This is a genomic window from Flavobacterium azizsancarii (assembly GCF_027980145.1).
Lineage (GTDB): Bacteria > Bacteroidota > Bacteroidia > Flavobacteriales > Flavobacteriaceae > Flavobacterium > Flavobacterium azizsancarii.
Genome location: NZ_JAMZNK010000055.1, coordinates 1 through 22097 on the forward strand (window position 1 = coordinate 1; position 22097 = coordinate 22097).

At 34.3% G+C, this 22097-nt stretch carries 22 protein-coding genes and 2 tRNA genes; 11 read left to right on the plus strand and 13 right to left on the minus strand.

The window, feature by feature from the left end; all coding sequences use genetic code 11:
• Window positions 1–110: 110 nt before the first annotated feature.
• Complete coding sequence (locus tag NJT12_RS21700; RefSeq protein ID WP_271338219.1) at window positions 111–953, minus strand: hypothetical protein; 843 nt, start codon at window positions 951–953, stop codon at window positions 111–113.
• Between the two features lie 349 nt (window positions 954–1302).
• On the opposite strand from NJT12_RS21700, the gene purT reads away from it, so the two are divergent.
• From purT to NJT12_RS21715, 3 genes are read left to right on the plus strand one after another with little or no spacing between them, the layout of a single operon-like run.
• The gene (gene purT, locus NJT12_RS21705) at window positions 1303–2463 is read left to right on the plus strand and encodes a formate-dependent phosphoribosylglycinamide formyltransferase (RefSeq protein WP_271338220.1); all 1161 of its coding nucleotides are present in this window, start codon (window positions 1303–1305) and stop codon (window positions 2461–2463) included.
• Between the two features lie 2 nt (window positions 2464–2465).
• Window positions 2466–2783 carry a DUF6370 family protein gene (locus NJT12_RS21710; RefSeq protein ID WP_271338221.1) on the plus strand — a complete coding sequence of 106 codons (318 nt, stop codon included), beginning with the start codon at window positions 2466–2468 and terminating at the stop codon, window positions 2781–2783.
• Window positions 2783–3358 carry a Crp/Fnr family transcriptional regulator gene (locus tag NJT12_RS21715; protein WP_271338222.1) on the plus strand — a complete coding sequence of 192 codons (576 nt, stop codon included), beginning with the start codon at window positions 2783–2785 and terminating at the stop codon, window positions 3356–3358. Before NJT12_RS21710 ends, NJT12_RS21715 begins: the two co-directional genes overlap by 1 nt.
• Window positions 3359–3558: 200 nt before the next feature.
• On the opposite strand, the gene aceA is transcribed toward NJT12_RS21715, so the two are convergent.
• Together aceA and aceB are read right to left on the minus strand one after the other, a co-directional pair.
• Complete coding sequence (gene aceA / locus NJT12_RS21720; RefSeq protein ID WP_271338223.1) at window positions 3559–4839, minus strand: isocitrate lyase; 1281 nt, start codon at window positions 4837–4839, stop codon at window positions 3559–3561.
• Between the two features lie 262 nt (window positions 4840–5101).
• On the minus strand, window positions 5102–6703 hold the full coding sequence (aceB, locus tag NJT12_RS21725; protein WP_271338224.1) for a malate synthase A: 1602 nt from the start codon (window positions 6701–6703) through the stop codon (window positions 5102–5104).
• A gap of 196 nt (window positions 6704–6899) precedes the next feature.
• Here aceB and NJT12_RS21730 point away from each other — a divergent pair, with 196 nt between their 5' ends.
• The 4 genes from NJT12_RS21730 to NJT12_RS21745 all read left to right on the plus strand — a co-directional run bounded on the left by NJT12_RS21730 (window position 6900) and on the right by NJT12_RS21745 (window position 10741).
• Window positions 6900–8381: a helix-turn-helix domain-containing protein gene (locus NJT12_RS21730; RefSeq protein WP_271338225.1), complete on the plus strand. Its 1482-nt coding sequence runs from the start codon at window positions 6900–6902 to the stop codon at window positions 8379–8381.
• Between the two features lie 6 nt (window positions 8382–8387).
• On the plus strand, window positions 8388–8747 hold the full coding sequence (locus NJT12_RS21735; RefSeq protein WP_271338226.1) for a hypothetical protein: 360 nt from the start codon (window positions 8388–8390) through the stop codon (window positions 8745–8747).
• A gap of 496 nt (window positions 8748–9243) precedes the next feature.
• The gene (locus NJT12_RS21740) at window positions 9244–9960 is read left to right on the plus strand and encodes a pirin family protein (protein ID WP_271338227.1); all 717 of its coding nucleotides are present in this window, start codon (window positions 9244–9246) and stop codon (window positions 9958–9960) included.
• Between the two features lie 247 nt (window positions 9961–10207).
• Window positions 10208–10741 (plus strand): YceI family protein, encoded by a 534-nt coding sequence (locus NJT12_RS21745; RefSeq protein WP_271338228.1) that lies wholly within the window; start codon window positions 10208–10210, stop codon window positions 10739–10741.
• A 154-nt stretch (window positions 10742–10895) separates the two neighbouring features.
• Here NJT12_RS21745 and NJT12_RS21750 read toward each other — a convergent pair whose 3' ends face one another.
• Window positions 10896–11756: a helix-turn-helix transcriptional regulator gene (locus NJT12_RS21750; RefSeq protein ID WP_271338229.1), complete on the minus strand. Its 861-nt coding sequence runs from the start codon at window positions 11754–11756 to the stop codon at window positions 10896–10898.
• A gap of 95 nt (window positions 11757–11851) precedes the next feature.
• Between NJT12_RS21750 and NJT12_RS21755 the strand changes: the two genes are divergently transcribed.
• Both NJT12_RS21755 and fabD read left to right on the plus strand, forming a co-directional pair.
• Window positions 11852–12214, plus strand: coding sequence for a DUF983 domain-containing protein (locus NJT12_RS21755; RefSeq protein ID WP_271338230.1), 363 nt, complete (start codon window positions 11852–11854; stop codon window positions 12212–12214).
• 71 nt (window positions 12215–12285) lie between these two features.
• Complete coding sequence (gene fabD, locus NJT12_RS21760) at window positions 12286–13161, plus strand: ACP S-malonyltransferase (protein ID WP_271338231.1); 876 nt, start codon at window positions 12286–12288, stop codon at window positions 13159–13161.
• Window positions 13162–13251: 90 nt separating this feature from the next.
• On the opposite strand, the gene NJT12_RS21765 is transcribed toward fabD, so the two are convergent.
• The 5 genes from NJT12_RS21765 to NJT12_RS21785 form a co-directional block, all read right to left on the minus strand.
• A complete protein-coding gene (locus NJT12_RS21765) occupies window positions 13252–13578 on the minus strand; it encodes a hypothetical protein (RefSeq protein WP_271338232.1) in 327 nt (108 codons plus the stop codon).
• Window positions 13563–13757, minus strand: a complete 195-nt coding sequence (locus tag NJT12_RS21770; RefSeq protein WP_271338233.1) for a hypothetical protein — start codon at window positions 13755–13757, stop codon at window positions 13563–13565. Before NJT12_RS21770 ends, NJT12_RS21765 begins: the two co-directional genes overlap by 16 nt.
• Window positions 13758–13916: 159 nt before the next feature.
• A complete protein-coding gene (galE, locus tag NJT12_RS21775) occupies window positions 13917–14930 on the minus strand; it encodes a UDP-glucose 4-epimerase GalE (protein ID WP_271338234.1) in 1014 nt (337 codons plus the stop codon).
• Window positions 14931–14944: 14 nt separating this feature from the next.
• Window positions 14945–15385, minus strand: a complete 441-nt coding sequence (locus NJT12_RS21780; RefSeq protein ID WP_271338235.1) for a nuclear transport factor 2 family protein — start codon at window positions 15383–15385, stop codon at window positions 14945–14947.
• A gap of 2 nt (window positions 15386–15387) precedes the next feature.
• Window positions 15388–16521, minus strand: a complete 1134-nt coding sequence (locus tag NJT12_RS21785) for a DegT/DnrJ/EryC1/StrS family aminotransferase (RefSeq protein WP_271338236.1) — start codon at window positions 16519–16521, stop codon at window positions 15388–15390.
• A gap of 136 nt (window positions 16522–16657) precedes the next feature.
• On the opposite strand from NJT12_RS21785, the gene NJT12_RS21790 reads away from it, so the two are divergent.
• Window positions 16658–17887: a 3-deoxy-D-manno-octulosonic acid transferase gene (locus tag NJT12_RS21790; protein ID WP_271338237.1), complete on the plus strand. Its 1230-nt coding sequence runs from the start codon at window positions 16658–16660 to the stop codon at window positions 17885–17887.
• A 347-nt stretch (window positions 17888–18234) separates the two neighbouring features.
• A complete protein-coding gene (locus NJT12_RS21795; protein ID WP_055095081.1) occupies window positions 18235–18447 on the plus strand; it encodes a PG1828 family lipoprotein in 213 nt (70 codons plus the stop codon).
• A gap of 119 nt (window positions 18448–18566) precedes the next feature.
• Here NJT12_RS21795 and NJT12_RS21800 read toward each other — a convergent pair whose 3' ends face one another.
• The 4 genes from NJT12_RS21800 to mutS form a co-directional block, all read right to left on the minus strand.
• Window positions 18567–18953 carry a DUF1508 domain-containing protein gene (locus NJT12_RS21800; RefSeq protein WP_271338238.1) on the minus strand — a complete coding sequence of 129 codons (387 nt, stop codon included), beginning with the start codon at window positions 18951–18953 and terminating at the stop codon, window positions 18567–18569.
• Between the two features lie 139 nt (window positions 18954–19092).
• Window positions 19093–19178: transfer RNA gene (locus tag NJT12_RS21805), tRNA-Leu, on the minus strand.
• A gap of 14 nt (window positions 19179–19192) precedes the next feature.
• A tRNA-Gly gene (locus NJT12_RS21810) sits at window positions 19193–19265 on the minus strand.
• A gap of 148 nt (window positions 19266–19413) precedes the next feature.
• Window positions 19414–22020 (minus strand): DNA mismatch repair protein MutS, encoded by a 2607-nt coding sequence (mutS, locus tag NJT12_RS21815; protein WP_271338239.1) that lies wholly within the window; start codon window positions 22018–22020, stop codon window positions 19414–19416.
• Window positions 22021–22097 lie beyond the last annotated feature (77 nt).

Sequence of the window (22097 nt, forward strand, 5' to 3'; positions counted from 1 at the left end):
AGTTTATAGAAGACCATTTTAGCCCAAATTTACATTTTTCAAGAAACACTCTGTAAATCTACTAGTATAATAAAAGAAAGAGGTCGTCTTTTCAGACAACCTCTTTTTATTTATTTTTTCTTGGCGTTTTTAGGTTTTGCTGTGGTCTTCGGTTTCGTAGCGGCCTTTGGTTTGGCAGTAACCTTAGATTTTGTATCTTTTTCTTCTAATTTTTTTCTTTCCTTTTCTTCCTGCTCCAGTCTTTCTTTTTCTTTTTGTCTGCATATTTCGTTATACAAATTTACGACTTTCTCAATATCAGAATACTTATATTCTTTATCCTGGATTTTATTTGCAATTTCAGGACTGTCGCTAAAATAATAAACGCCATACTCTTTAAAAAAAACATTAAACCCGGCAGAAAAACCATTTGAACTTATAGAAACCAATACAGGATAATCTTCATTACTTCTTTTCAGATAGTGATTGACATCTTTAGATACGACTTCCATTTTAGGTTCTTTTATCTTTTCATTCGTCTCTTCATTCTTTACCTTAACTTCCTTAATTCCATAATCCTCTCCACCTAAATACAAAGAAGCTTTTCCTTCAATGATCTTGCAGATCCAATTTTCCTTTATAATCTTAAATTCTGTACCCTTCTTTTTGTATACTTTCGTTTTTGTCCATACAAAAGTGTAAGACAGTTTTTTATTTGCATCAAAAATCTGAATCGAATCTAAGTCTTTACTTGCGTATTTTTCATTACTCTCGCCAACTTTAATTTTCACTTTTTTACTAGCAAAACCAGGAAACTTAACAATCCCGTTAATTTTTTGTTTGTCTTTTTTAAAAACAATCGCATCTGCTTTTTGTTCTCCCATTCCTAATTTAAACGTAATACCTCCTGATTGTGCCTGTAAAAGAGATGTAATGCATAAAGCACTCATCACTAAAAAAAATTTTAACTTCATTCTTTTGGGGTTTTATTTGTAAGCCGGCAAATATATAAATATCGCGTGGCTTTAAAGAAGATTTCAGATCAGCCAACCATCAAGTTATTTTATAATTATTAACAAAATTTTACTCCACAAAATAATTTTGACATATTTCCTTTAAGGGAACTATCTTTTCTACCCGTCAGACAAACGAGTTAACAAGAACTTTTTATATTTATGAAGTATAATGGACAATCTTGTCTTTTCGATAACTTCATCTAAAAATTAAATTTCTAATTAATTTAAAATCTGCTGAATCTGCAAAATCTGCGTGAGAATAAAATTCATTGTTTTATCTTTACTAAATCAAAATGAATTCACTAAAATGAAAATACTACTCCTTGGTTCAGGCGAATTAGGCAAAGAATTTGTCATCGCCGCGCAACGAATCGGACAAACTATAATTGCTGTTGACAGTTACGAAAATGCTCCGGCAATGCAGGTTGCCCACGGATTCGAAGTAATCAACATGCTGGACGGCGAAGCTCTTGACCGAATCGTAGCCAAACACAAACCAGACTTTATAGTTCCAGAAATAGAAGCCATTCGTACTGAACGTTTTTACGATTACGAAAAACAGGGTATTACCGTTGTTCCTTCGGCAAAAGCAGCCAACTTTACAATGAACCGTAAAGCGATTCGTGATTTAGCATCAAAAGAACTAGGACTAAAAACAGCCAAATACCAATACGCCACTTCAGCAGAAGAATTACAAAAAGCCGTTCAGGAAGTTGGGATTCCCTGTGTAGTAAAACCTTTAATGTCTTCGTCAGGAAAAGGACAATCGACCATAAAATCTGAAAGTGATATCGAAAAAGCATGGCAATATGCCGTTGCTGGCTCTCGTGGCGATGTAATCGAAGTTATCGTAGAAGCTTTTGTAGATTTCAATTCTGAAATTACGCTTTTAACGATTACTCAAAATAATAATCCAACGCTTTTTTGTTCTCCAATTGGACACCGACAAGAACGCGGCGATTATCAGGAAAGCTGGCAACCCGCAAAAGTTTCTGAGGCCGATTTGTATGAAGCGCAGGATATGGCAGAGAAAATTACCGAAGCACTTGGTGGCGCAGGATTATTTGGCGTTGAATTCTTTTTAACAAATGATGGTGTTTATTTCTCTGAGCTTTCTCCACGTCCGCATGATACAGGGATGGTAACATTAGCAGGAACACAAAATTTCAATGAATTCGAATTGCATTTACGAGCCATTTTAAGTTTACCTATTTTCGAAATCACACTTGAAAAAGCCGGAGCAAGTGCCGTAATTTTAGCATCAGAAGATTCCTCGAATCCTACTTTTACCGGAATCGAAAAAGTAGCTGCTTTACCCAAAACCGATTTCAGAATCTTTGGCAAACCAACTTCAAGACCATACCGCCGAATGGGCGTCGTTTTAAGCCATGATACATTAGCAACTCCAATTGAAGAAATTGTAGAACGCGCCAAAACAACTTCAAAATTAATAACTGTAAACTCTTAAAAATGAAAAAACTACTCTTTATAGCATTCCTATTTGTTGGAATAGCAACGCAAGCTCAGGATAAAAAAACAACCGAAAAACCTCAAATTGTAGAAACTGCTTGTGGTGAATGTCAATTTGGGATGAAAGGCAAAAGCTGTGATTTAGCCGTTCGAATTGATGGGAAGCCTTATTTTGTTGACGGAACTACGATTGACCAACACGGTGACGCACATGCCGAAGATGGCTTTTGCAATAAAATCCGCAAAGCTTCTGTTACCGGAAAAGTAGAAAATGGTCGTTTTAAAGCTACTTCATTCACTTTGATAAAAGAAAAATAATGGAGCTAATCCTTGAAAATATTGCCAAACACGTTTCCTTAACCCCAGAAGAGCAAGCACATTTTTTATCGAAAACCGAAACACATACTTATAAAGCCAAAACGATTCTACTAAGTGCCGGAGAAGTTTGCAAACATTCCTATTTTGTCAATTCAGGAATTTTAAGAAGTTTCAATATCAATGATAATATTGTCGAGCATGTTCTGGCGTTTGCTTGTCAAGGCTGGTGGATGAGCGATATGTACAGCTTTTTTTCGCAAAAACCTGGACAGCTTTTTATAGAAGTTTTAGAAGATGCAGAAGTTGTTTCATTATCCAAAGAAAACCAGGAGCAATTATATCTCGACATCCCAAAATTAGAACGTTTTTTCAGGATTTTAATCGAAAATTCATTGGTCGCCAATCAACAACGATTAATGGATAATTTAAGTTTACCCGCTGAAGAACGCTTCGAGAAATTCTGTACTAAATATGGAACGCTCGTTCATAAAGTACCTCAAAAACAAATTGCTTCTTTCATTGGTGTAACACCTGAATTTTTCAGCAAAATGAAAGCAAGGCTTTTGAAAAAATAGTTTTTATAGCCACAGATTTCACAGATTAAAATGATTAAAAAATGTTGCCACGAATTTTACTAATTTTCACGAATTAAATTGAGTGAAAAATTAAATAAAAATTAGTGAAAATTAGTAAAATTCGTGGCGAAAAAAATCTTTTTAATCTTTGTAATCTGTGGCAAAAAACAAAACACGGCCAAAGACCGTGTTTTTTTGAATTAAAATTGCTCAACCTCTGTAGAATGTTTCATTGCCGTTGTTGTCGATTTTCCTATTGTTACTGTATTTTGTACCGCATCAAAATAAGAAGTTCCAACAAAAGCCTGATGTTTTACCGCTCTGAATCCGCTGCTTTGCAGAGCGAATTCTCTTTCCTGCAATTCAGAATATCCTGCCATTCCGCGCTCTTTGTAGGCTTTAGACAATTCGAACATACTTGTATTTAAAGCATGGAATCCTGCTAAAGTAATGAACTGGAATTTATATCCCATTGCAGCCAAATCTTCTCTGAATGTCTCCATTTCAGCAACTGATAATTTTGCCGCCCAGTTAAATGAAGGAGAACAATTGTAAGCCAGCATTTTATCCGGAAATTCTTTTTTCATGGCATCGGCAAACTTTTTGGCATAAACCAAATCAGGATTACTGGTTTCCATCCAAATCAAATCAGCGTAAGGTGCGTAGCTCAAACCTCTTGCAATTCCCTGATCGATTCCGCTGTTTACATAGAAAAACCCTTCGTTGGTTTTTTCCCCAGTAATGAATTTAGCATCTCTTGGATCTGCATCACTCGTTAACAAATTTGCTGCATCAGCATCAGTTCTTGCTACAATCAAAGTCGAAACTCCCATAACATCAGAAGCCAAACGTGCTGCAATTAGTTTATTAATTGCTTCCTGAGTAGGCACCAAAACTTTGCCTCCTAAATGTCCGCACTTTTTAGCCGAACTCAACTGATCTTCAAAATGAACTCCTGAAGCTCCTGCTTCAATCATCGATTTCATTAGTTCGAAAGCATTTAGATTTCCCCCGAAACCAGCTTCCGCATCAGCCACAATTGGAACCAAATAATCTTTTTTATCTTCAACTCTGTTTACGGTCTGAATCTGATCAGCTCGTAATAAAGCATTATTTATTTTTTTTACTACCATTGGCACACTATTTACAGGATAAAGCGATTGGTCCGGATACATTTCTCCTGCTAAATTTGCATCAGCAGCAACTTGCCAACCGCTCAAATAAATTGCTTCAAGACCAGCATCGACTTCCTGAATCGCCTGATTTCCTGTTAAAGCGCCCAAACCAGCAACATAATCCTGACTTTTTAACTTTTTCCATAATTTTTGCGCTCCCATTTTGGCAATAGAATGCTCAATTTGATACGATCCCTGAAGTGTAACTACTTCTGTAGCCGTATACGGGCGTTCAACACCTTTCCATCTTGGGTTCGTAATCCAATCGTTAATCAATTCCTGAATTCTGTCTTCTGTTGTTTTCATAAATAGTATAGTTAAGTTGGTTAGTGAGTAAAAGTTTTCAGTTTGCAGTCGCAGTTTTCTACTGAGACTCAAAAATTTTTTTTTTTTGTTTTTTTTCTAACACATAGAAACATAGCTTTTCTTTGTGGTTAAAGGCGCTTCACTTGTTTGAACACACATAGCTATGTGCGAAAAACTTGTTTTTTATAATTCTCTAAAAGTTAATTTTAGACAATCATAAACCTATGTTTCTATGTGTTTAAAATTAAACTCAATGTTTTTTTTATAAATACTTGTAACACGGAATAGTCAGGAAATCAACGAAATCAGGATTTACAACCAATCTCTCTAAAACCTTTTCAGCCAAAGGAAATTGTTGTTTTTCATGATTTTCTTCGCCTAATTCGTCTTTTATTTTCTGGAATTCCTCTAAAGCCAATTCGTGATAATACGCCAAATCAAGATTTCGTCCATTATCCAAAACCACTTTATTCTGAAGCCATTGCCACAATTGAGATCTTGAGATTTCAGCCGTTGCAGCATCTTCCATCAAATTATGCAACGCAGCTGCTCCTTGTCCGTTTAGCCATGAAGCCAAATACAAAACACCAACATTGATGTTTTTGCGAACGCCGTTTTCAGTTATGATTCCAATTGGTGGTTCAATCAAATCAGCTTCTGTAATTTTTCGATGTTCTCTTTTTATATGAATCTGATTAGGTGTTGGCATCTCTTTATCAAAAATTTCTTTTGCAATTGCAACCAAATCCGGATGCGCTACCCATGTTCCGTCATGGCCATTTCGAACTTCGCGTTCTTTATCCGCTTTCACTTTTGCAAAAGCAGCTGCATTCGCTTCTTCATTATTTTTAATCGGAATTTGAGCTGCCATTCCGCCAATTGCATGAATGCCGCGTTTATGACATCTCTGAATTACCAAATTCGAATAGGCATTCATAAAAGGGGAAGTCATATTTACCTGATCGCGATCTGGAACGATGAATTTTGGATTCTTACGGAATTTCTTGATGTAAGAGAAAATATAATCCCAACGACCGCAATTCAATCCCACAATATGATCTTTCAATTCATATACAATTTCGTCTAACTGAAAACTTGCCGTGATTGTTTCAATTAAAACAGTCACTTTTATAGTTCCTCTTTCCAGTTTCAAATAATCCTCAGTAAAATCAATCACATTGTTCCACCAGCGTGCTTCCAGATAATGCTCTAATTTTGGAATATAAAAATATGGTCCCGAATTATTTTCTAAAAGCCTTTTGTGATTATGAAAAACATACAATCCAAAATCTGCTAAAGAGCCTGAAACTTCTTTTCCTTCAATCAAAAGATGCTTTTCCGGCAAGTGCAAACCACGCGGACGTACCATTAGCGTTGCAATCTTTTCATTCAATTGATACGATTTGTGTTTAATTAAATCTGTATGTGAAATTGTCTTGTTTACGGCATCAATTAAATTCACTTGCCCATCCATTAAATTTTTCCAGGTTGGCGAAGTACTATCTTCAAAATCAGCCATAAAAGTTTTCGCTCCTGAATTCAATGCATTGATAATCATCTTGCGATCAACCGGTCCGGTAATTTCGACTCTACGATCTAATAAATCTTTCGGAATTTCTCCAGCTGTCCAATTACTTTCTCTGACACTTTTAGTTTCGGCTATAAAAACCGGCATGACGCCCTGATCAAAAGCAGTTTGTTTTTGTTCGCGCTGTAACAATAACAGTTTTCGCTGCGATTCGAATTTGCGATGCAATTCGGTTATAAAAACAATCGCTTCATCTGTCCAGATTTTCGGATAAGAAAGCTTCTTTTCGGCTAAAAATTCCATTGCCGTTTCGGTAATCTCTAATTGGTTTTTCATAGCTGTGGATTTTATTTTAATTAGCAATAATCAAATCAATCACATCTTTCTAAAGACTTAAATTCGTAATCAATTGATATCTAATATTTTCTACACCACAATATTAGAAAAAAGTTCTTCACAAAACAAGCGAACGTTCGCTAAATATTAAAAATAATATTTTGGCGATTATTTTTTAAATGATTATATTTGATTTATGGATATCGAAAAAGACTATATAAAGCTGATATTTGGGCTAAAACTCAAGCAAGTCCGCACCCAAAAAAATCTTTCACTTTTTGGCTTAGCCAAGTTGACAAATCTTTCAAAATCGTATTTAAACGAGATTGAAAAGGGAAAAAAATATCCAAAAACAGATAAAATTTTGCTTTTATGCGAACATCTGGACGTTCCATACGACCAAATGGTATCTTTAAAGCTCGACAATAACCTCGCTCCGATTGGTGAAATTTTAAAATCAGGTATTTTAAAAGAGATTCCACTAGAGCTTTTTGGTATTCAGGAAGCCGATTTAATAGATATTATTGCAAATGCACCAGCCAAAGTCAATGCCTTTATTAGTACTATTATTGAAATTGCCCAACATTATAATTTAAGCAGGGAAAGTTTCTTTTTGGCCGCTTTACGATCTTATCAGGAAGCACACAATAATTATTTTGAAGACCTGGAAGATAAAGTCATTTCTTTTTCAAAATCATTTCAGATCAATTTAGATTCAAAAGTGAGTATCGAAGAATTAGAGGCCATATTAAAAGAAGAGTTTGATTATAAAATTAAAGAAATAGTATTTTCTGAACAGGAAGCTTTGGGTGACTTACGTTCTATTTATGTTCCCAAAAGCAAAACATTGTTACTCTCTACAGAATTGGATAATCCGCAGAAAGCATTTATTTTAGCCAAAGAAATTGCTTATAACTACCTAAAAATATCTGACAGATTACTAACTTTCAGTTGGATTAAATTCGAAAATTTTGATCAGGTCCTTCACAACTTTTATGCTTCGTACTTTGCAGGAGCTTTGTTATTACCCAGACAATTAGTTGCCAGCAAAATCAATGATTTCTTAAATAACGAAAAACCAAATCCAGAAGAATTCGTTGCGTTGATAGAAAGTTTTGAAGTTTCGCCTGAATCGTTTTATCAGAGATTAACCAATTTATTACCCAAAGATTTTCACCTGAAAAATTTGTTCTTTTTAAGAATGTCACACAAAATAGGTTCTGATAAATACCTAATAAAAAAGGAATTACATATTACCAATCAACAAGAACCGCACGCCAACGAAACCAATGAGCATTATTGCAGAAGATGGGTTTCTATCAAAACCATAGACGAAGCAATCAATCAGAATAAATCTCATTTTTTTGATGCACAAATTTCCAGTTATGCACACAGTGGTAATGAATATTTAGTCTTTTCATCAGCCACGAAAGATCCTTTTGTAGAAAATTGTATCAGAAGTATTTCGGTTGGAATCCTGATTACAACTGCAATGAAAAAGAAATTCAAATTTATTGATGGAAAACCTCTAGTAAAAAGGATTGTTGGTGTTACTTGCGAAACCTGCGATGTAAAAGATTGCCTTGAAAGAGCTGCACCGCCAATTGCGCTGGAGAAGAAAAGACGTCATGAGAATACAGATGCGGTGGTTCAACAGTTTATAACTCAATATAGCTAAAATAGTATGAAATATTTCACTTTAATAATAACGCTGTTTTTTATTAATTCAAACCAGAAAACAGACAAACTTATTGGCCGTTATAATTATTTAATAGAAGACGAAAATGTCTACACCCAAAAAGATAAAATTACTTTTAACGATAGTGTTTTTGTGTTTGATAACAAGTATCTGCCAAAAGGAAAAATCTCATATGGGAATGTAATACTATTGGACAATTTTATAAATACAGATTTAATTATAAGTATTACAAAAGATCAAATCAAAAATGACACTATTTTATTTAACATGCATGATAAGCAAAGCTCATCTGCGAATTACCTTGACCAAGTGGTTGGAAAAGGGAAATTAATCAAAATCAAATAATTAGGAGTTTTTAAAAAAAAAAAAAAAAATCTCGCAAAGACGTGAAGTTACAAAGTTTTATTTCCCTCTGAATATAATTATCTAAACACAATCTTCTCGCAATCTTGTCATCTCGACGTAGGAGAGATCACACTAGAAACTCCGATCCAATAATCCTGAATCTTTGTCGAGCCACTTTTGTGATCTCTCCTACGTCGAGATGACAAACTTTGCGTTTCCTTTCTTTTTGAGCTACATATACGACTTATGAAAATGAAACTTCTCACATAGCCCCGATAGAAGTAAAAATCCTTTTGTCTCCGCCGCGGCGGACACAAAAGATTGAAACGGATAGCGGGACTTCAGGTCTTTTGAAAACTAAAATTTCTGCTTCAAAAAAAAAACTTAGAAACTTAGCTACTTAGAACCTCAGAATCTTTTCTTAATCTACATTAAGTGCATTTCGTTGACCTTGATGGTATCTTTGTACTATAAAAATAACAAAACACATATCATCATGGAAAATATAGTATTACACAAAGCAGAAACAAGAGGAAACGCAAATCACGGATGGCTTAACGCTTATCATAGTTTTAGTTTTGCAAGTTGGTACAACCCTGAAAGAGTTCAGTTTGGAGCACTTCGCGTTTTAAACGATGACACGATCGCTGGCGGAATGGGTTTTGGAACTCACCCGCACGATAATATGGAAATCATCACTATTCCGCTTGAAGGCGATTTAGCACACAAAGACAGTATGGGAAATACGGAGATTATCAAAAATGGTGATATTCAGGTGATGAGTGCCGGAACCGGAGTTCAACACAGTGAGTTTAACCCAAATGCAGATCAGCAAACTAAATTATTGCAAATCTGGTTGTTCCCGAACAAAAGAAATGTAGATCCTCGTTACCAACAAATTACTTTGAATGTTGCTGACAGACATAATAAATTAGCTCAGATTTTATCTCCAAATGCAGATGATGAAGGTGTTTGGATTCATCAGGACGCCTGGTTTCAAATGGGTAATTTTGATGCCGGAATTGCAACTGAATACAAAATTAAAAAAGAAGGAAACGGAGTTTATGCTTTTGTTTTAAAAGGAAACGTAACGATCAACGGTCAGGAATTAAATACTCGTGATGCTGTTGGGATTTCAGGAACTGATATTTTAAACATAAAAGCAGATAGTGATGCTGAATTTCTTTTAATGGATATTCCGATGAACTATTAATTTAGAAGACACAATTAATACTTTTTTCTCAAGAAACGATAATAACCTGATATTCAGATTTATTATCGTTTCTTTTTTATCAAAAATTTAAAAAGAAAGATTAATTTTATAAAACAGAATAAATCACTGTGTGGTAATCAAAACGTATTACATTTTTTATTTCTTAATCTAGGTTAAGTGTGTTTTGAATACTACGGACGTAACTTTGTCTTATCAAAATGAAATTAATATTAAAAAATAAATAATTATGGCAACTACAAAATGGTCAATTGACCCAACACATTCAGAAATTGGTTTTAAAGTGAAACACATGATGTTTACAAATGTTTCAGGAAAATTTGGAACTTACGACGCATCTATTACTACTGATGGAGATAATTTCGAAAATGCTCAAATAGATTTTTCAGGAGACATTGCTTCAATAGATACTGCAAATGCAGACAGAGATGCTCACTTAAGAAGTGGAGATTTCTTTGATGCGGAGAATCACCCAAAATTAACTTTTAAAGGTTCATCTTTCAAAAAAGTTAATGACGGCGAGTATCAATTAACCGGAGATTTAAATATTAAAGGTGTCTCTAAATCAGTAACATTTCCTGTAGAATTTAGCGGAATCATGACTGACCCTTGGGGAAATACTAAAGTAGGTTTAAGCATTGAAGGAAAAATAAATCGTAAAGACTGGGGTTTAAACTGGAACTCTGCCCTTGAAACCGGTGGTGTTTTAGTAGGTGAAGAAGTTCGCTTAAACATTGAATTACAATTTGCAAAACAAGCTTAATCCAGTAAAAATAGAATTTAATTTGGTTGGTTTAAAAGCCTGTACTTTTTAAGAAGTGCAGGCTTTTGTCTAGAAACGAGGGCTTCGACTCCGCTCAGCCTGACACACGATATCTTTGAGAACACGATTTTCAGGCTGAGCGGAGTCGAAGCCCTTATTTTATATTTCGAAATTCGGTTGGAGACAATCCGGTTTGTTTTTTGAAAAGTCGGGAAAAATAAGAGTAATCTTCGTAACCTACTATATAAGCAATTTCACTTACCGCCAATTGTTTGTCGATTAACATTCTTTTAATTTCCAGAATCACACGATCCATAATGACTTCGGTTGCTGTTTTTTGTAGAATTTCATTACAGATTCGGTTTAAGTGCTTCAATGTAATATGCAATTTCTCTGCATAAAAAGAAGGCGATTTTTCTTCTCTGAAATATTGCTCCAAAAACATTTCAAACGTGTTTATCTTAATATTATAAGAATGTGTCTGATGCGAATAGGTCTCATTATATTTACGGGCAATTTCGATATGAATACAATCTAACAAATTCAGCATTTTGTCCAGTTGATATTTATTATCCTGATTGTTTTCCTCAATCAATAACTCAAAATAGGGCAGGATTTTCGGTATTTGATTTTCTTCGAAAACCATTTCCGGCCGGTTATGAATGGAGTGATAAAAATTATACTCATTGATATTTTTTTGTCCGAAATACAAATTATAAAGTTCCTGCGAAAAAATAATCACGAAGCCTTCAATATCTTTAGACAAACTCCAGTGATGCATTTGTCCGGGCTGCAGAACGAATAAACTGCCTTTTTTTATTTCGAACTGATCAAAATCAACTTCGTGTTGCCCTGAACCTTTGGTAAAAAAAACCATCAAATAAGAATCATGACGATGTGGTTCTTCGACAAAACTATGATCTTTTAAATGCTCTGCAAATGTATTTACGTAAAAATCACGATGAATATCATTACAACTAAAATTCTGAACACTATAAACGGGATATCTTTTCATAATAATGTCTTTATTGTGCTATAAGTAGCGAAGATATAAAAAAGACTTTTATAAGTCTCTGAATTACCTTTGTATAAATAAAAAACAACAAGATCATGTCAAGTGCATTAACTCATATTTTTAAAAACGAATGTCCCATTTGTCATACAGGAAAAGTCTTTAAAGACAAAAATATTTTTCTGAATTTTAGTTTACCTAAAATGAATGAATACTGCAGTCATTGTAATTATAAGTTCCAGAAAGAACCTGGCTATTTCTTTGGTGCTATGTATGTAAACTACGGATTAACTGTTGCGCAAGGTATTGCTACTTATTGCATTGCTCAGTTTTTCTTTGAAAAAAATTTCGACCTGAGAATCATTCCTATTATTGCTGTTGTAATTATTCTTCTAACTTCTTTCAATCTCCGATTTTCGAGATTAGCATGGATTTATATGTTTAAGGATTATACGAGCTAAAAAAATACTATTTTTGCCTTTCAATTGAAACTAATTTTCAATTTAGAAAAATTCAACTTTAAATTAGAGAAATGAAAGCATACGTATTTCCGGGTCAGGGCGCACAATTTACAGGAATGGGCAAAGACTTATATGAAAGCTCGGCTTTAGCCGCAGCATTATTCGAAAAAGCCAATGAAATTTTAGGTTTTAGAATTACAGATATTATGTTCGAGGGTACTGCCGAAGAACTAAAAGAAACTAAAGTTACCCAGCCGGCTGTTTTTTTACACTCGGTTATTTTAGCAAAAACTTTAGGCGAAGATTTTAAACCCGAAATGGTTGCAGGACATTCTCTTGGAGAATTTTCGGCATTGGTTGCTAACGGGACTTTATCTTTTGAAGATGGTCTTAGATTAGTTTCCAAACGTGCTCTAGCAATGCAAAAAGCTTGCGAAATTACTCCATCGACAATGGCTGCTGTTTTAGGTTTAGCTGATAATATTGTTGAAGAAGTTTGCGCTTCTATTGACGGAATTGTGGTTGCTGCAAACTACAACTGCCCGGGACAATTGGTTATTTCAGGAGAAACTACAGCAGTAGAAAAAGCTTGTGAGGCAATGAAAGCTGCCGGAGCAAAACGTGCTTTGATTTTACCTGTTGGAGGCGCTTTTCACTCGCCAATGATGGAACCGGCAAGAGAAGAATTGGCTGCTGCAATTGAAGCAACTACTTTCTCGACTCCTATTTGCCCGGTTTATCAAAACGTAACAGCTAGTGCTGTTTCTGACGCAAACGAAATCAAAAAGAACTTAATCATACAATTGACAGCTCCAGTAAAATGGACTCAATCTGTTCAACAAATGATCGCTGATGGCGCTACTTTGTTTACGGAAGTTGGTCCCGGAAAAGTATTAGCCGGTTTGATTAATAAAATTGATAAAGAAGCGGTTACTGCGAATGCTTAATTTTTAGTATTCAGTCTCAGTTTTTAGTTTTCAGTCACTGACTGTATAAATAAAATCCTCATGAACAGATTGTTTATGAGGATGTTGTTTTTATAATTCATTTGCTTCTTCACAGTAATTATTAGTAATTCCTGTTATCAAATAATTTTGGTCTCTTTTTTCGAAAAAGATATACCAAGTTGTTCGGGTATTTGGTTTATAAAAAATATAATTTGAACCTAAATACTGAAGAAGTTTTGGAGTTTGCTTATGAGGAGATTTTTTAATTCTTTCCGGAATGGCATCGTAAATATCATCAACATATTCATCTGCAGATTCTATAAAACCAAAGTATTCTTTTTTATACAGGATTATAACCAAATCATTAAGATGACTAATTACAGAGGGTGTATAAATAACTTCTATTTTCCCCACCATTCCCTAATTCTCCTTTTAGATTCTACTTTTGCTTCCTCCGGTGTTAATCCTTTTGCAAATTCAGCATCAAAATCAAAAGTATCTCGATCTATTCCTTTAAATATTGGTTTCTGAACTTCATATTCTACAGTAGGTTCTTCAACATTATCTTTTTTCAGTTCTTCTTTTTTATTATTCATAATTCCTACAATTTTACCTTACAAATTTACAAATAAAATCTTTACTAAAATAAAAACCCCAAATAATCAATTTAGATTATTTGGGGTTTTATATTCTAACCTGAGACGCACTGCTGTGCATCTCTACCTGAAAACTGCGACCGAAAACTGAAAACTAGTTTAAGAACGAACCTTCTGTTCCCATTTCCAGGCACTTGCCATTGCTTCGTCTAAACTTAGTTCAGCTTTCCAGCCTAAAACATTGTTTGCTTTATCAGTATTAGCGTAAGCTTCAGTAATATCACCTTCGCGACGTGGCATAATTTTGTATGGTAATTTTTTATTGCTTACTTTTTCGAAACTTTGAATCACCTCAAGAACTGAACTTCCTTTTCCGGTTCCTAAATTAAAGGTTTCTACTTTTTCTAAATTCTTTTTATTAAATAAGCGCTGTAATGCAATAACGTGTGCTTTTGCTAAATCTACAACATGAATATAATCACGAACAGCAGTTCCGTCAGGAGTTGGATAATCATCTCCAAAAACTGATAATTCTTTACGCAATCCTATTCCAGTTTGTGTAATAAAAGGCACTAAATTTTGAGGAACTCCTAATGGTAATTCTCCAATTTCGTTACTTGGATGCGCTCCAACCGGGTTAAAATAACGTAATAAAATTGCATTGATATTCGTTACTTTAGCCGTATCTGTGATGATTTCTTCTCCAATTTGCTTCGTATTTCCGTATGGAGACATTGCTGCCTGAACGGGAGCATCTTCTGTAATTGGCATTTTTTCGGCCTGACCGTAAACCGTACAAGACGAACTAAAGATAAAGCTTGCATCAGGTTTTTGCTGTAATTCCTGCAGCAAATAAACTAACGAGGCGATATTGTTTTCGTAATATAATAAAGGCTGTTCGACACTTTCTCCAACTGCTTTTGAAGCTGCAAAATGAATTACTCCGGTAACATCGTTGTGTTTTTTAAAGAAATCCTGAACTGACGCTTTTTCTCTTAAATCTAATTTTTCGAATAAAGGCGTTTTTCCTGTAATGGCTGTAATTCCTTTTAAAACATCTTCTGTAGAATTCGAAAGATTATCAATTATCACTACTTCAAAGCCTTCATTTTGCAATTCGACTACGGTATGAGAACCAATAAATCCTAATCCTCCTGTTACTAATACTTTCATTTTGTGGTTATTTTTTATGTAGTTAATTTATAAGCTTGTCTCGCAATAAGAATCCAGTTATTTTTTTGTTTTTGCCAAACAAGCATTATTCCTATTTTTATATCTCTGTCAATTCCGCCGTCTTTAGTGTGAGCAGACAAAACATGTCTCACTATTGCAACATCATTCTGAATCGATATCGTTTGGTTTTGAAAATCTATCGTTACAAAGTCAGATTTGCCACTAACGATTCCGTCTATAAATTCAGCCTGATTTTGAAAATTACCATTCGAATGAACGTAGGTTAATTTTTCAGAAGTTAGTGCTTTTAATTTACCTGCATCGGCATCAATCATTGCTTTACGCAAAATTTCAACTTGATTGTTTACAGCAGTTTCTTCTTTAGCATTCGATTTTTGTGCAAAAACCGAAAACGGAATAAGAATAATCAAAATTAAAACACGCAGGATTCTCATAATTATTTTTTCAAAAATTCTAAAACTGAATCTGTAATGAATTTAATTTGCTCGTCATCCAATTCTGTATGCATTGGCAAAGCAATAACTTCTTTTACTAATTGATTCGTAACCGGAAATTGTTCTTCTTTATAACGAGTATCAACATAAGCTTTTTGTGAGTGCAACGGAATTGGGTAATAAATAGCACATGGAATTTGCTTATCCTGCAAATGCTGTAATAAAGCATTTCTATCTGCATCAACAATTCTCAATACATATTGGTGGAAAACGTGATCATTTTCGTTGGCATCAAATTCCGGAGTTATAATATGTGTATTTCCTGCAAAAGCTGCATTGTATTTTGATGCTGCTAAACGACGTGCTGTATTATATTCGTCTAACAAAGGCAGTTTTGCATTTAAAACCCCAGCCTGGATACTATCTAAACGTGAATTTACACCAACAACATCATGATGATAACGCTCGTACATTCCGTGATTTACGATTCCGCGGATAATGTGTGCCAGTTTATCATCGTTGGTAAAAATTGCTCCACCATCGCCATAACAGCCTAAGTTTTTTGAAGGGAAGAATGAAGTTGCAGCAACATGACCAATTACTCCTACTTTGCTTTTTACTCCTGATTTCGAAATATAATCTGCACCAATTGCCTGCGCATTATCTTCGATTACATATAAGTTATGTTCTGCAGCAATTTCCATAATCGCATCCATATTAGCAGCGCGACCAAATAAATGTACCGGAACAATTGCTTTTGTTTTTGGCGTAATTGCTTTTTTAATAGCTTCGATATCAATATTCATATTTACCATATCAACATCTACCAAAACAGGTGTTAATTGCAATAAAGCAATTACCTCAACAGTCGCTGCAAAAGTAAAATCAGCCGTAATTACCTCATCGCCTGGTTTCAAATCTAAACCCATCATGGCAATCTGCAAAGCATCTGTTCCGTTTGCACACGGAATTACATGTTTTGCTCCCAGATAATCTTCAAGATTTTTTTGAAATTGATGAACTAATGGTCCATTTATATAAGTATTTGTATCTAAAACCTCCTGAATAGAAGCGTCAACAGTAGTTTTTATTTTCTCGTATTGACTTTTTAAGTCAACCATTTGAATTTTTTTCATTTTCAATATATTTTTAAAATTAAAGTTCTGTTTTGAAGTCAGAATCTTTAAAATGAGGAACAAAAATAGTTATTTAATACCTTCAAACCAATGAAAATAATTGAAAGAAGCGTAATTTAGCCACAAAAACAAACAGATGCTTTTTCTATATAATTTAGTTATTTCTATTGCGGGGTTTTTTCTGAAAATCGTAGCTCTTTTTAGTCCGAAAATTAAGCTTTTTGTTGAAGGACGTAAAAATGTCTTCCACATTTTAGAAGAAAAAATAAAACCTTCAGACAAAACAATCTGGTTTCATGCTGCCTCACTTGGCGAATACGAACAAGGCTTACCTGTAATCGAAAAAATAAAAGAAAAATATCCTGATCATAAAATCATTGTTACTTTTTTCTCTCCTTCCGGATACGAAGTGCGTAAAAATAACACAGTTGCCGATGTAACTGTTTACTTGCCTTTGGACACTAAAAACAATGCAAAGAAATTTTTAAAACTGGCAAATCCGGAATTGGCTTTTTTTATTAAATATGAATTTTGGCTGAACTATTTAAAAGAACTTGAAACGAGCAAGACTCCTACTTATTTGATTTCCGGTATCTTCAGGGACAATCAGATGTTTTTTAAATGGTACGGTAGTTTTTACAGAAAAGCACTAAAAGCATTTACTTATTTCTTTGTTCAGAATGAAAGTTCGAAAGAAAAAATCGAAAGGATAGGTTTTCACAATGTTATTGTTTCCGGCGATACCCGGTTTGATCGTGTCAATGCCATCCTGGAAAGAGACAACTCTCTTGATTTTATTGAAAACTTCAAAAACAACCAGCCTGTTATAATAATAGGAAGCTCATGGCCAAAAGACGAAGCCCTGTTAATTGAATACATCAATCAGGCACCGGATAATGTAAAATTCATTATTGCACCTCACAACATCAAAGCTGATCAAATAACAAGCCTTAAATCCGAAATTAAAAAATCGACTGTATTATTTTCAGAAAAGAAAGACCTGGACTTATCAGGCTTCAATGTCTTTATTATTGATACGATAGGGTTGCTGACTAAAATTTACAGTTACGGAACGATCGCTTATGTAGGCGGAGGTTTTGGCAACCCGGGAATTCATAATATTCTTGAACCCGCAACATTTGGAATCCCCATTGTGATTGGTCCAAATTACTCCACTTTTGCCGAAGCTATTCAACTTGTTGCACTTGGAGGCTGTATTGTAATTTCTGATACTAATGAATTGAAGCAGAATCTGGACCGTCTGCTTAGTGATGAAAATTTCTTAAAAGAAAAAAGTCAGATCTGTAAAACATATATTCAGGACAATAAAGGAGCAACAGACACTATTATGAATGTCGTTTTTTAAGCAATTCACACTAACACCTCTATTATTTTCGTTATTAATTGCATAAGAACTTCAAGAAGCTCTTTTTTTGCTTTCTCTATCTTACTAAATAATGAATAAAAACCAAAACAAATCGTAATCAAAGGAATAAAACAGCCAATTATCTTATTGAATATTCAGACAAAAATAATTTATTCAAAAAATATAATAATATAACATAACTTTAGCATTGTGGCATATTATTTGATAACTAAGATAATCGTGAGCAATTGAAAATATTTTAAAAAAAAAATAAAAAAATATTTTACATATTAAAAAATTTATATCTTTGCCACGAATTAATAATTAACCTTTTATAATAAAGTAAGATGAAAAAAGTATTTTTAAGTTTAGCTGTTGTTGCTGTTTTAACTGTTGTATCTTGTAAAAAAGCTGACGCTGCAGCTACTGAGTCTGTAGATTCTACTGCTGTTGCTGTTGATTCTGCTGCTGCTGTAGTTGATTCTGCTGCTGCAACTGTTGATTCTGCTGCTGCTAAAGTTGACTCTGCTGCTGCTAAAGTAGAAGAAGTAAAAAAATAATTAGAACCTAGTTTCTAAAAATTTTAAAACCATCCTTGAGATGGTTTTTTTTGTGCTTAATTTTAAAATTAAACACTCAGCATAAAAAAAAGCGACCACCACAGTGATCGCTTTTTTTTCTATCCTTCAATTTCCTCTCCAACTTCATCCTCGACCAGTTCATCTTCAAAAATCGATTCACTCGATGAGAAATCCAAAATTTCAGATCTTGAACCGTAAGTCACAATTTCTTTAATTCCTTTCTGCAAAAGCAACTCTGTAGTGTATTTACGACTCGTTGCGAAATGAACCTCCCCTAACATCAATTTAAAAAAATACTTTCCGCCAGAGCCTTTAAATTTTAAAAAACGGGCCTGATCTATATTAGCTTTAAACTTTTCAATATCCTCTTCGCCTTCAAACTTTAATTCGTAACTCAAACTTGTAAATATCACTTTACCCTTCCTCGAAGTAAATACGAATTTATATTCATCGTTAAATCGCTTACTTATTACAAAAGCACCCATTTATTATTTTAGATTTTAGATTGTTGTTTTTAAACTAGATTCTTAGATTCTTTTACAAATAAATTTACCTTGCAAATTTACCTTAAACCACGCAGAGTTTACACCATAAAAAAAGCCTCTTCAAAAGAAGAGGCTTTAGTACTCAGAGCGGGACTTGAACCCGCACGAACATTGCTGTTCACTGGATTTTAAGTCCAGCGTGTCTACCAATTTCACCATCCGAGCATTATATGATGTTGAGCGAAAAACGGGGCTCGAACCCGCGACCTCGACCTTGGCAAGGTCGCGCTCTACCAACTGAGCTATTTTCGCATTTCAAATTTTACTAAGAACCGCAATACCTGAATTGTTCTGTATTGCGAGTGCAAATTTAGGACATTTATTCAATTACACAAGCCTTTTTTGAAAAAATATTTAGCTTATTTTATAACTTTCTGATAACCTAAACTTTAAATCTGAATTATTTTTTAACTAACATCCTTTTAATCTCATTAAGCTTCATTAATGCTTCAACCGGTGTTATTGCATTTATATCAAGACTCATGATCTCTTCTTTTATTTCTTCTAATAAAGGATCATCCAGATTAAAGAAACTCATCTGCATTTCGTCAGCTGCTTCTTTTACTCCGTTTAACGCATCGCTGGAATGATTTTTTTCTAATTTCTTCAATAACTTCTGCGCTTTCAAAATTACGATTTGAGGCATTCCCGCCATTTTTGCTACATGAATTCCAAAACTATGCGCACTTCCTCCTTTTACCAGTTTTCTGATAAAAAGAACGGTGTCTTTTAATTCTTTTACTGCAACATTATAATTCTGGATTCTTGGCAGCGAATCTGTCATTTCATTCAGTTCATGATAATGCGTTGCAAACAATGTTTTCGGTTTTCCCGGGTGCTCGTGTAAAAACTCGGCAATAGCCCACGCAATCGAAATTCCGTCATATGTACTTGTTCCTCTTCCAATTTCATCCAATAAAACCAAACTACGATCAGAAATATTATTCAGGATCGAAGCCGTTTCATTCATTTCTACCATAAAAGTAGATTCGCCCATCGAAATATTATCTGATGCTCCTACTCTGGTAAAAATTTTATCCACAATTCCCATTCTTACACTATCAGCCGGAACAAAACTTCCCATTTGAGCCAATAACACAATTAATGCCGTTTGTCTTAAAATAGCCGACTTACCGGACATATTGGGTCCCGTAATCATAATAAGCTGTTGCGTTTCTCTGTCTAAATAAACATCATTAGCAATATAAGGCGTTCCTACAGGCAATTGTTTCTCGATAACAGGATGCCTTCCGTTTTTGATTTCAAGCTCAAAGGTTTCATCAATCTCCGGACATACATATAGATTCTCTACGGCCAATTGCGTAAACGAACACAAACAATCTAATTGCGCAACCAAATTCGCATTCATTTGCACTGGCTTGATATAAGTCGCAATCCAGGCTATTAATTGCTCAAAAAGTTCTGATTCGATTTTATGAATTTTCTCTTCAGCACCTAGAATCTTTGTTTCGTATTCTTTTAATTCTTCGGTAATATAACGCTCCGCATTTACCAGGGTTTGTTTACGAATCCATTCTGTCGGGACTTTATCTTTGTGCGTATTTCTAACTTCGATATAATATCCAAACACATTATTGAAAGATATTTTCAAAGAAGAAATTCCCGTTCTTTCCGATTCTCTTTTTTCAATTCCTTCCAGGTATTCTTTCCCTGATGTAGAAATAGCACGCAAATCATCCAGCGCTTCGCTAATCCCTTTTGCAATCGCATTTCCTTTTGCAATAGCTACAGGTGCATCCTGATTCAAAGTCGTTTTAATCTTCTCTCGTAATAAATCGCAGGAATACAAACTATCTCCAATAATTTTCACTGCTTCCTGCGGACTTTCTAATGCTAAGGTTTTAATTGGAATAATGGCATCAAGAGATTCTTTCAGATAAACAATTTCACGTGGCGAAACCTTTCCGGCAGCAATTTTAGAAATCAAACGCTCTAAATCTGAAATTTGCTTAATTTGATATTGAATATTGTATAAAACTTCAGGATTTGATTTCAGGTATGAAACTACATCATGACGTCCTTTTATTTTATTAGCATCTTTTAATGGTAAAGCCAGCCAACGTTTCAATAAACGTCCGCCCATTGGCGAAAGCGTCCTGTCGATAACATCTAAAAGCGTTACTGCATTTGGATTGTAACTATGGTATAATTCTAAATTTCTAATAGTAAAACGATCCATCCACACATAAGCATCTTCTGCAATACGCTGAATTGCCGTAATATGCTGAACACGATTGTGCTGTGTCTCGGATAAATAATATAAAATTGCTCCGGAAGCTACAATACCATCTTTTAATTCTTCGATACCAAAACCTTTTAAAGAAACAGTCTGAAAATGTTTGGTCAACGTTTCCAGCGCATAATCTTCTTTGTAGATCCAATCTTCTAAATAAAAAGTATGAAAGTCTTCTCCAAAAGCAGCTTTAAAATCTCCTTTATTATTTTTTGGAACCAGAATTTCACTAGGATTAAAATTCTGCAATAATTTATCAATGTATTCCGCATTTCCCTGAGCAGTTAAAAACTCTCCGGTAGAAACATCCAGAAAGGAAACTCCGATATTTTTATTGGCAAAATAAACAGATGCCAAAAAGTTATTTGTTTTTGATTGTAAAACCTCATCATTCAAAGAAACTCCCGGGGTTACCAGTTCTGTAACGCCACGTTTCACGATAGTTTTTGTCATTTTTGGATCTTCAAGCTGATCACAAATCGCTACACGAAGTCCGGCTTTAACTAATTTTGGCAAGTACGTATTAATAGAATGATGCGGAAAACCTGCTAATGCAGTTTCAGTTTCAGAACCAGCACCTCTTTTAGTCAATGTTATCCCAAGGATTTTTGATGCTCTAACTGCGTCTTCCCCAAAGGTTTCGTAAAAATCACCTACTCTGAAAAGCAGACATGCATCAGGATATTTTCTCTTGATTTCGTTGTACTGTTTCATTAACGGTGTTTCTTTCACCACTTTCTCTTTCGCTGCCAAATTATTGTGTTTTAAATGAAAAATATAAGACAGCGAATTTATAATATTTTGAAGGAATATCGAAGTGGTTCAAAAAT

Bases quoted from the DNA above. Each gene is read 5' to 3' on its own strand.
- NJT12_RS21700 (WP_271338219.1), bottom strand. From the start codon at position 953: ATGAAGTTAAAATTTTTTTTAGTGATGAGTGCTTTATGCATTACATCT.
- purT (WP_271338220.1), top strand. From the start codon at position 1,303: ATGAAAATACTACTCCTTGGTTCAGGCGAATTAGGCAAAGAATTTGTC.
- NJT12_RS21710 (WP_271338221.1), top strand. From the start codon at position 2,466: ATGAAAAAACTACTCTTTATAGCATTCCTATTTGTTGGAATAGCAACG.
- NJT12_RS21715 (WP_271338222.1), top strand. From the start codon at position 2,783: ATGGAGCTAATCCTTGAAAATATTGCCAAACACGTTTCCTTAACCCCA.
- aceA (WP_271338223.1), bottom strand. From the start codon at position 4,839: ATGAAAACAACAGAAGACAGAATTCAGGAATTGATTAACGATTGGATT.
- aceB (WP_271338224.1), bottom strand. From the start codon at position 6,703: ATGAAAAACCAATTAGAGATTACCGAAACGGCAATGGAATTTTTAGCC.
- NJT12_RS21730 (WP_271338225.1), top strand. From the start codon at position 6,900: ATGGATATCGAAAAAGACTATATAAAGCTGATATTTGGGCTAAAACTC.
- NJT12_RS21735 (WP_271338226.1), top strand. From the start codon at position 8,388: ATGAAATATTTCACTTTAATAATAACGCTGTTTTTTATTAATTCAAAC.
- NJT12_RS21740 (WP_271338227.1), top strand. From the start codon at position 9,244: ATGGAAAATATAGTATTACACAAAGCAGAAACAAGAGGAAACGCAAAT.
- NJT12_RS21745 (WP_271338228.1), top strand. From the start codon at position 10,208: ATGGCAACTACAAAATGGTCAATTGACCCAACACATTCAGAAATTGGT.
- NJT12_RS21750 (WP_271338229.1), bottom strand. From the start codon at position 11,756: ATGAAAAGATATCCCGTTTATAGTGTTCAGAATTTTAGTTGTAATGAT.
- NJT12_RS21755 (WP_271338230.1), top strand. From the start codon at position 11,852: ATGTCAAGTGCATTAACTCATATTTTTAAAAACGAATGTCCCATTTGT.
- fabD (WP_271338231.1), top strand. From the start codon at position 12,286: ATGAAAGCATACGTATTTCCGGGTCAGGGCGCACAATTTACAGGAATG.
- NJT12_RS21765 (WP_271338232.1), bottom strand. From the start codon at position 13,578: ATGGTGGGGAAAATAGAAGTTATTTATACACCCTCTGTAATTAGTCAT.
- NJT12_RS21770 (WP_271338233.1), bottom strand. From the start codon at position 13,757: ATGAATAATAAAAAAGAAGAACTGAAAAAAGATAATGTTGAAGAACCT.
- galE (WP_271338234.1), bottom strand. From the start codon at position 14,930: ATGAAAGTATTAGTAACAGGAGGATTAGGATTTATTGGTTCTCATACC.
- NJT12_RS21780 (WP_271338235.1), bottom strand. From the start codon at position 15,385: ATGAGAATCCTGCGTGTTTTAATTTTGATTATTCTTATTCCGTTTTCG.
- NJT12_RS21785 (WP_271338236.1), bottom strand. From the start codon at position 16,521: ATGAAAAAAATTCAAATGGTTGACTTAAAAAGTCAATACGAGAAAATA.
- NJT12_RS21790 (WP_271338237.1), top strand. From the start codon at position 16,658: ATGCTTTTTCTATATAATTTAGTTATTTCTATTGCGGGGTTTTTTCTG.
- NJT12_RS21795 (WP_055095081.1), top strand. From the start codon at position 18,235: ATGAAAAAAGTATTTTTAAGTTTAGCTGTTGTTGCTGTTTTAACTGTT.
- NJT12_RS21800 (WP_271338238.1), bottom strand. From the start codon at position 18,953: ATGGGTGCTTTTGTAATAAGTAAGCGATTTAACGATGAATATAAATTC.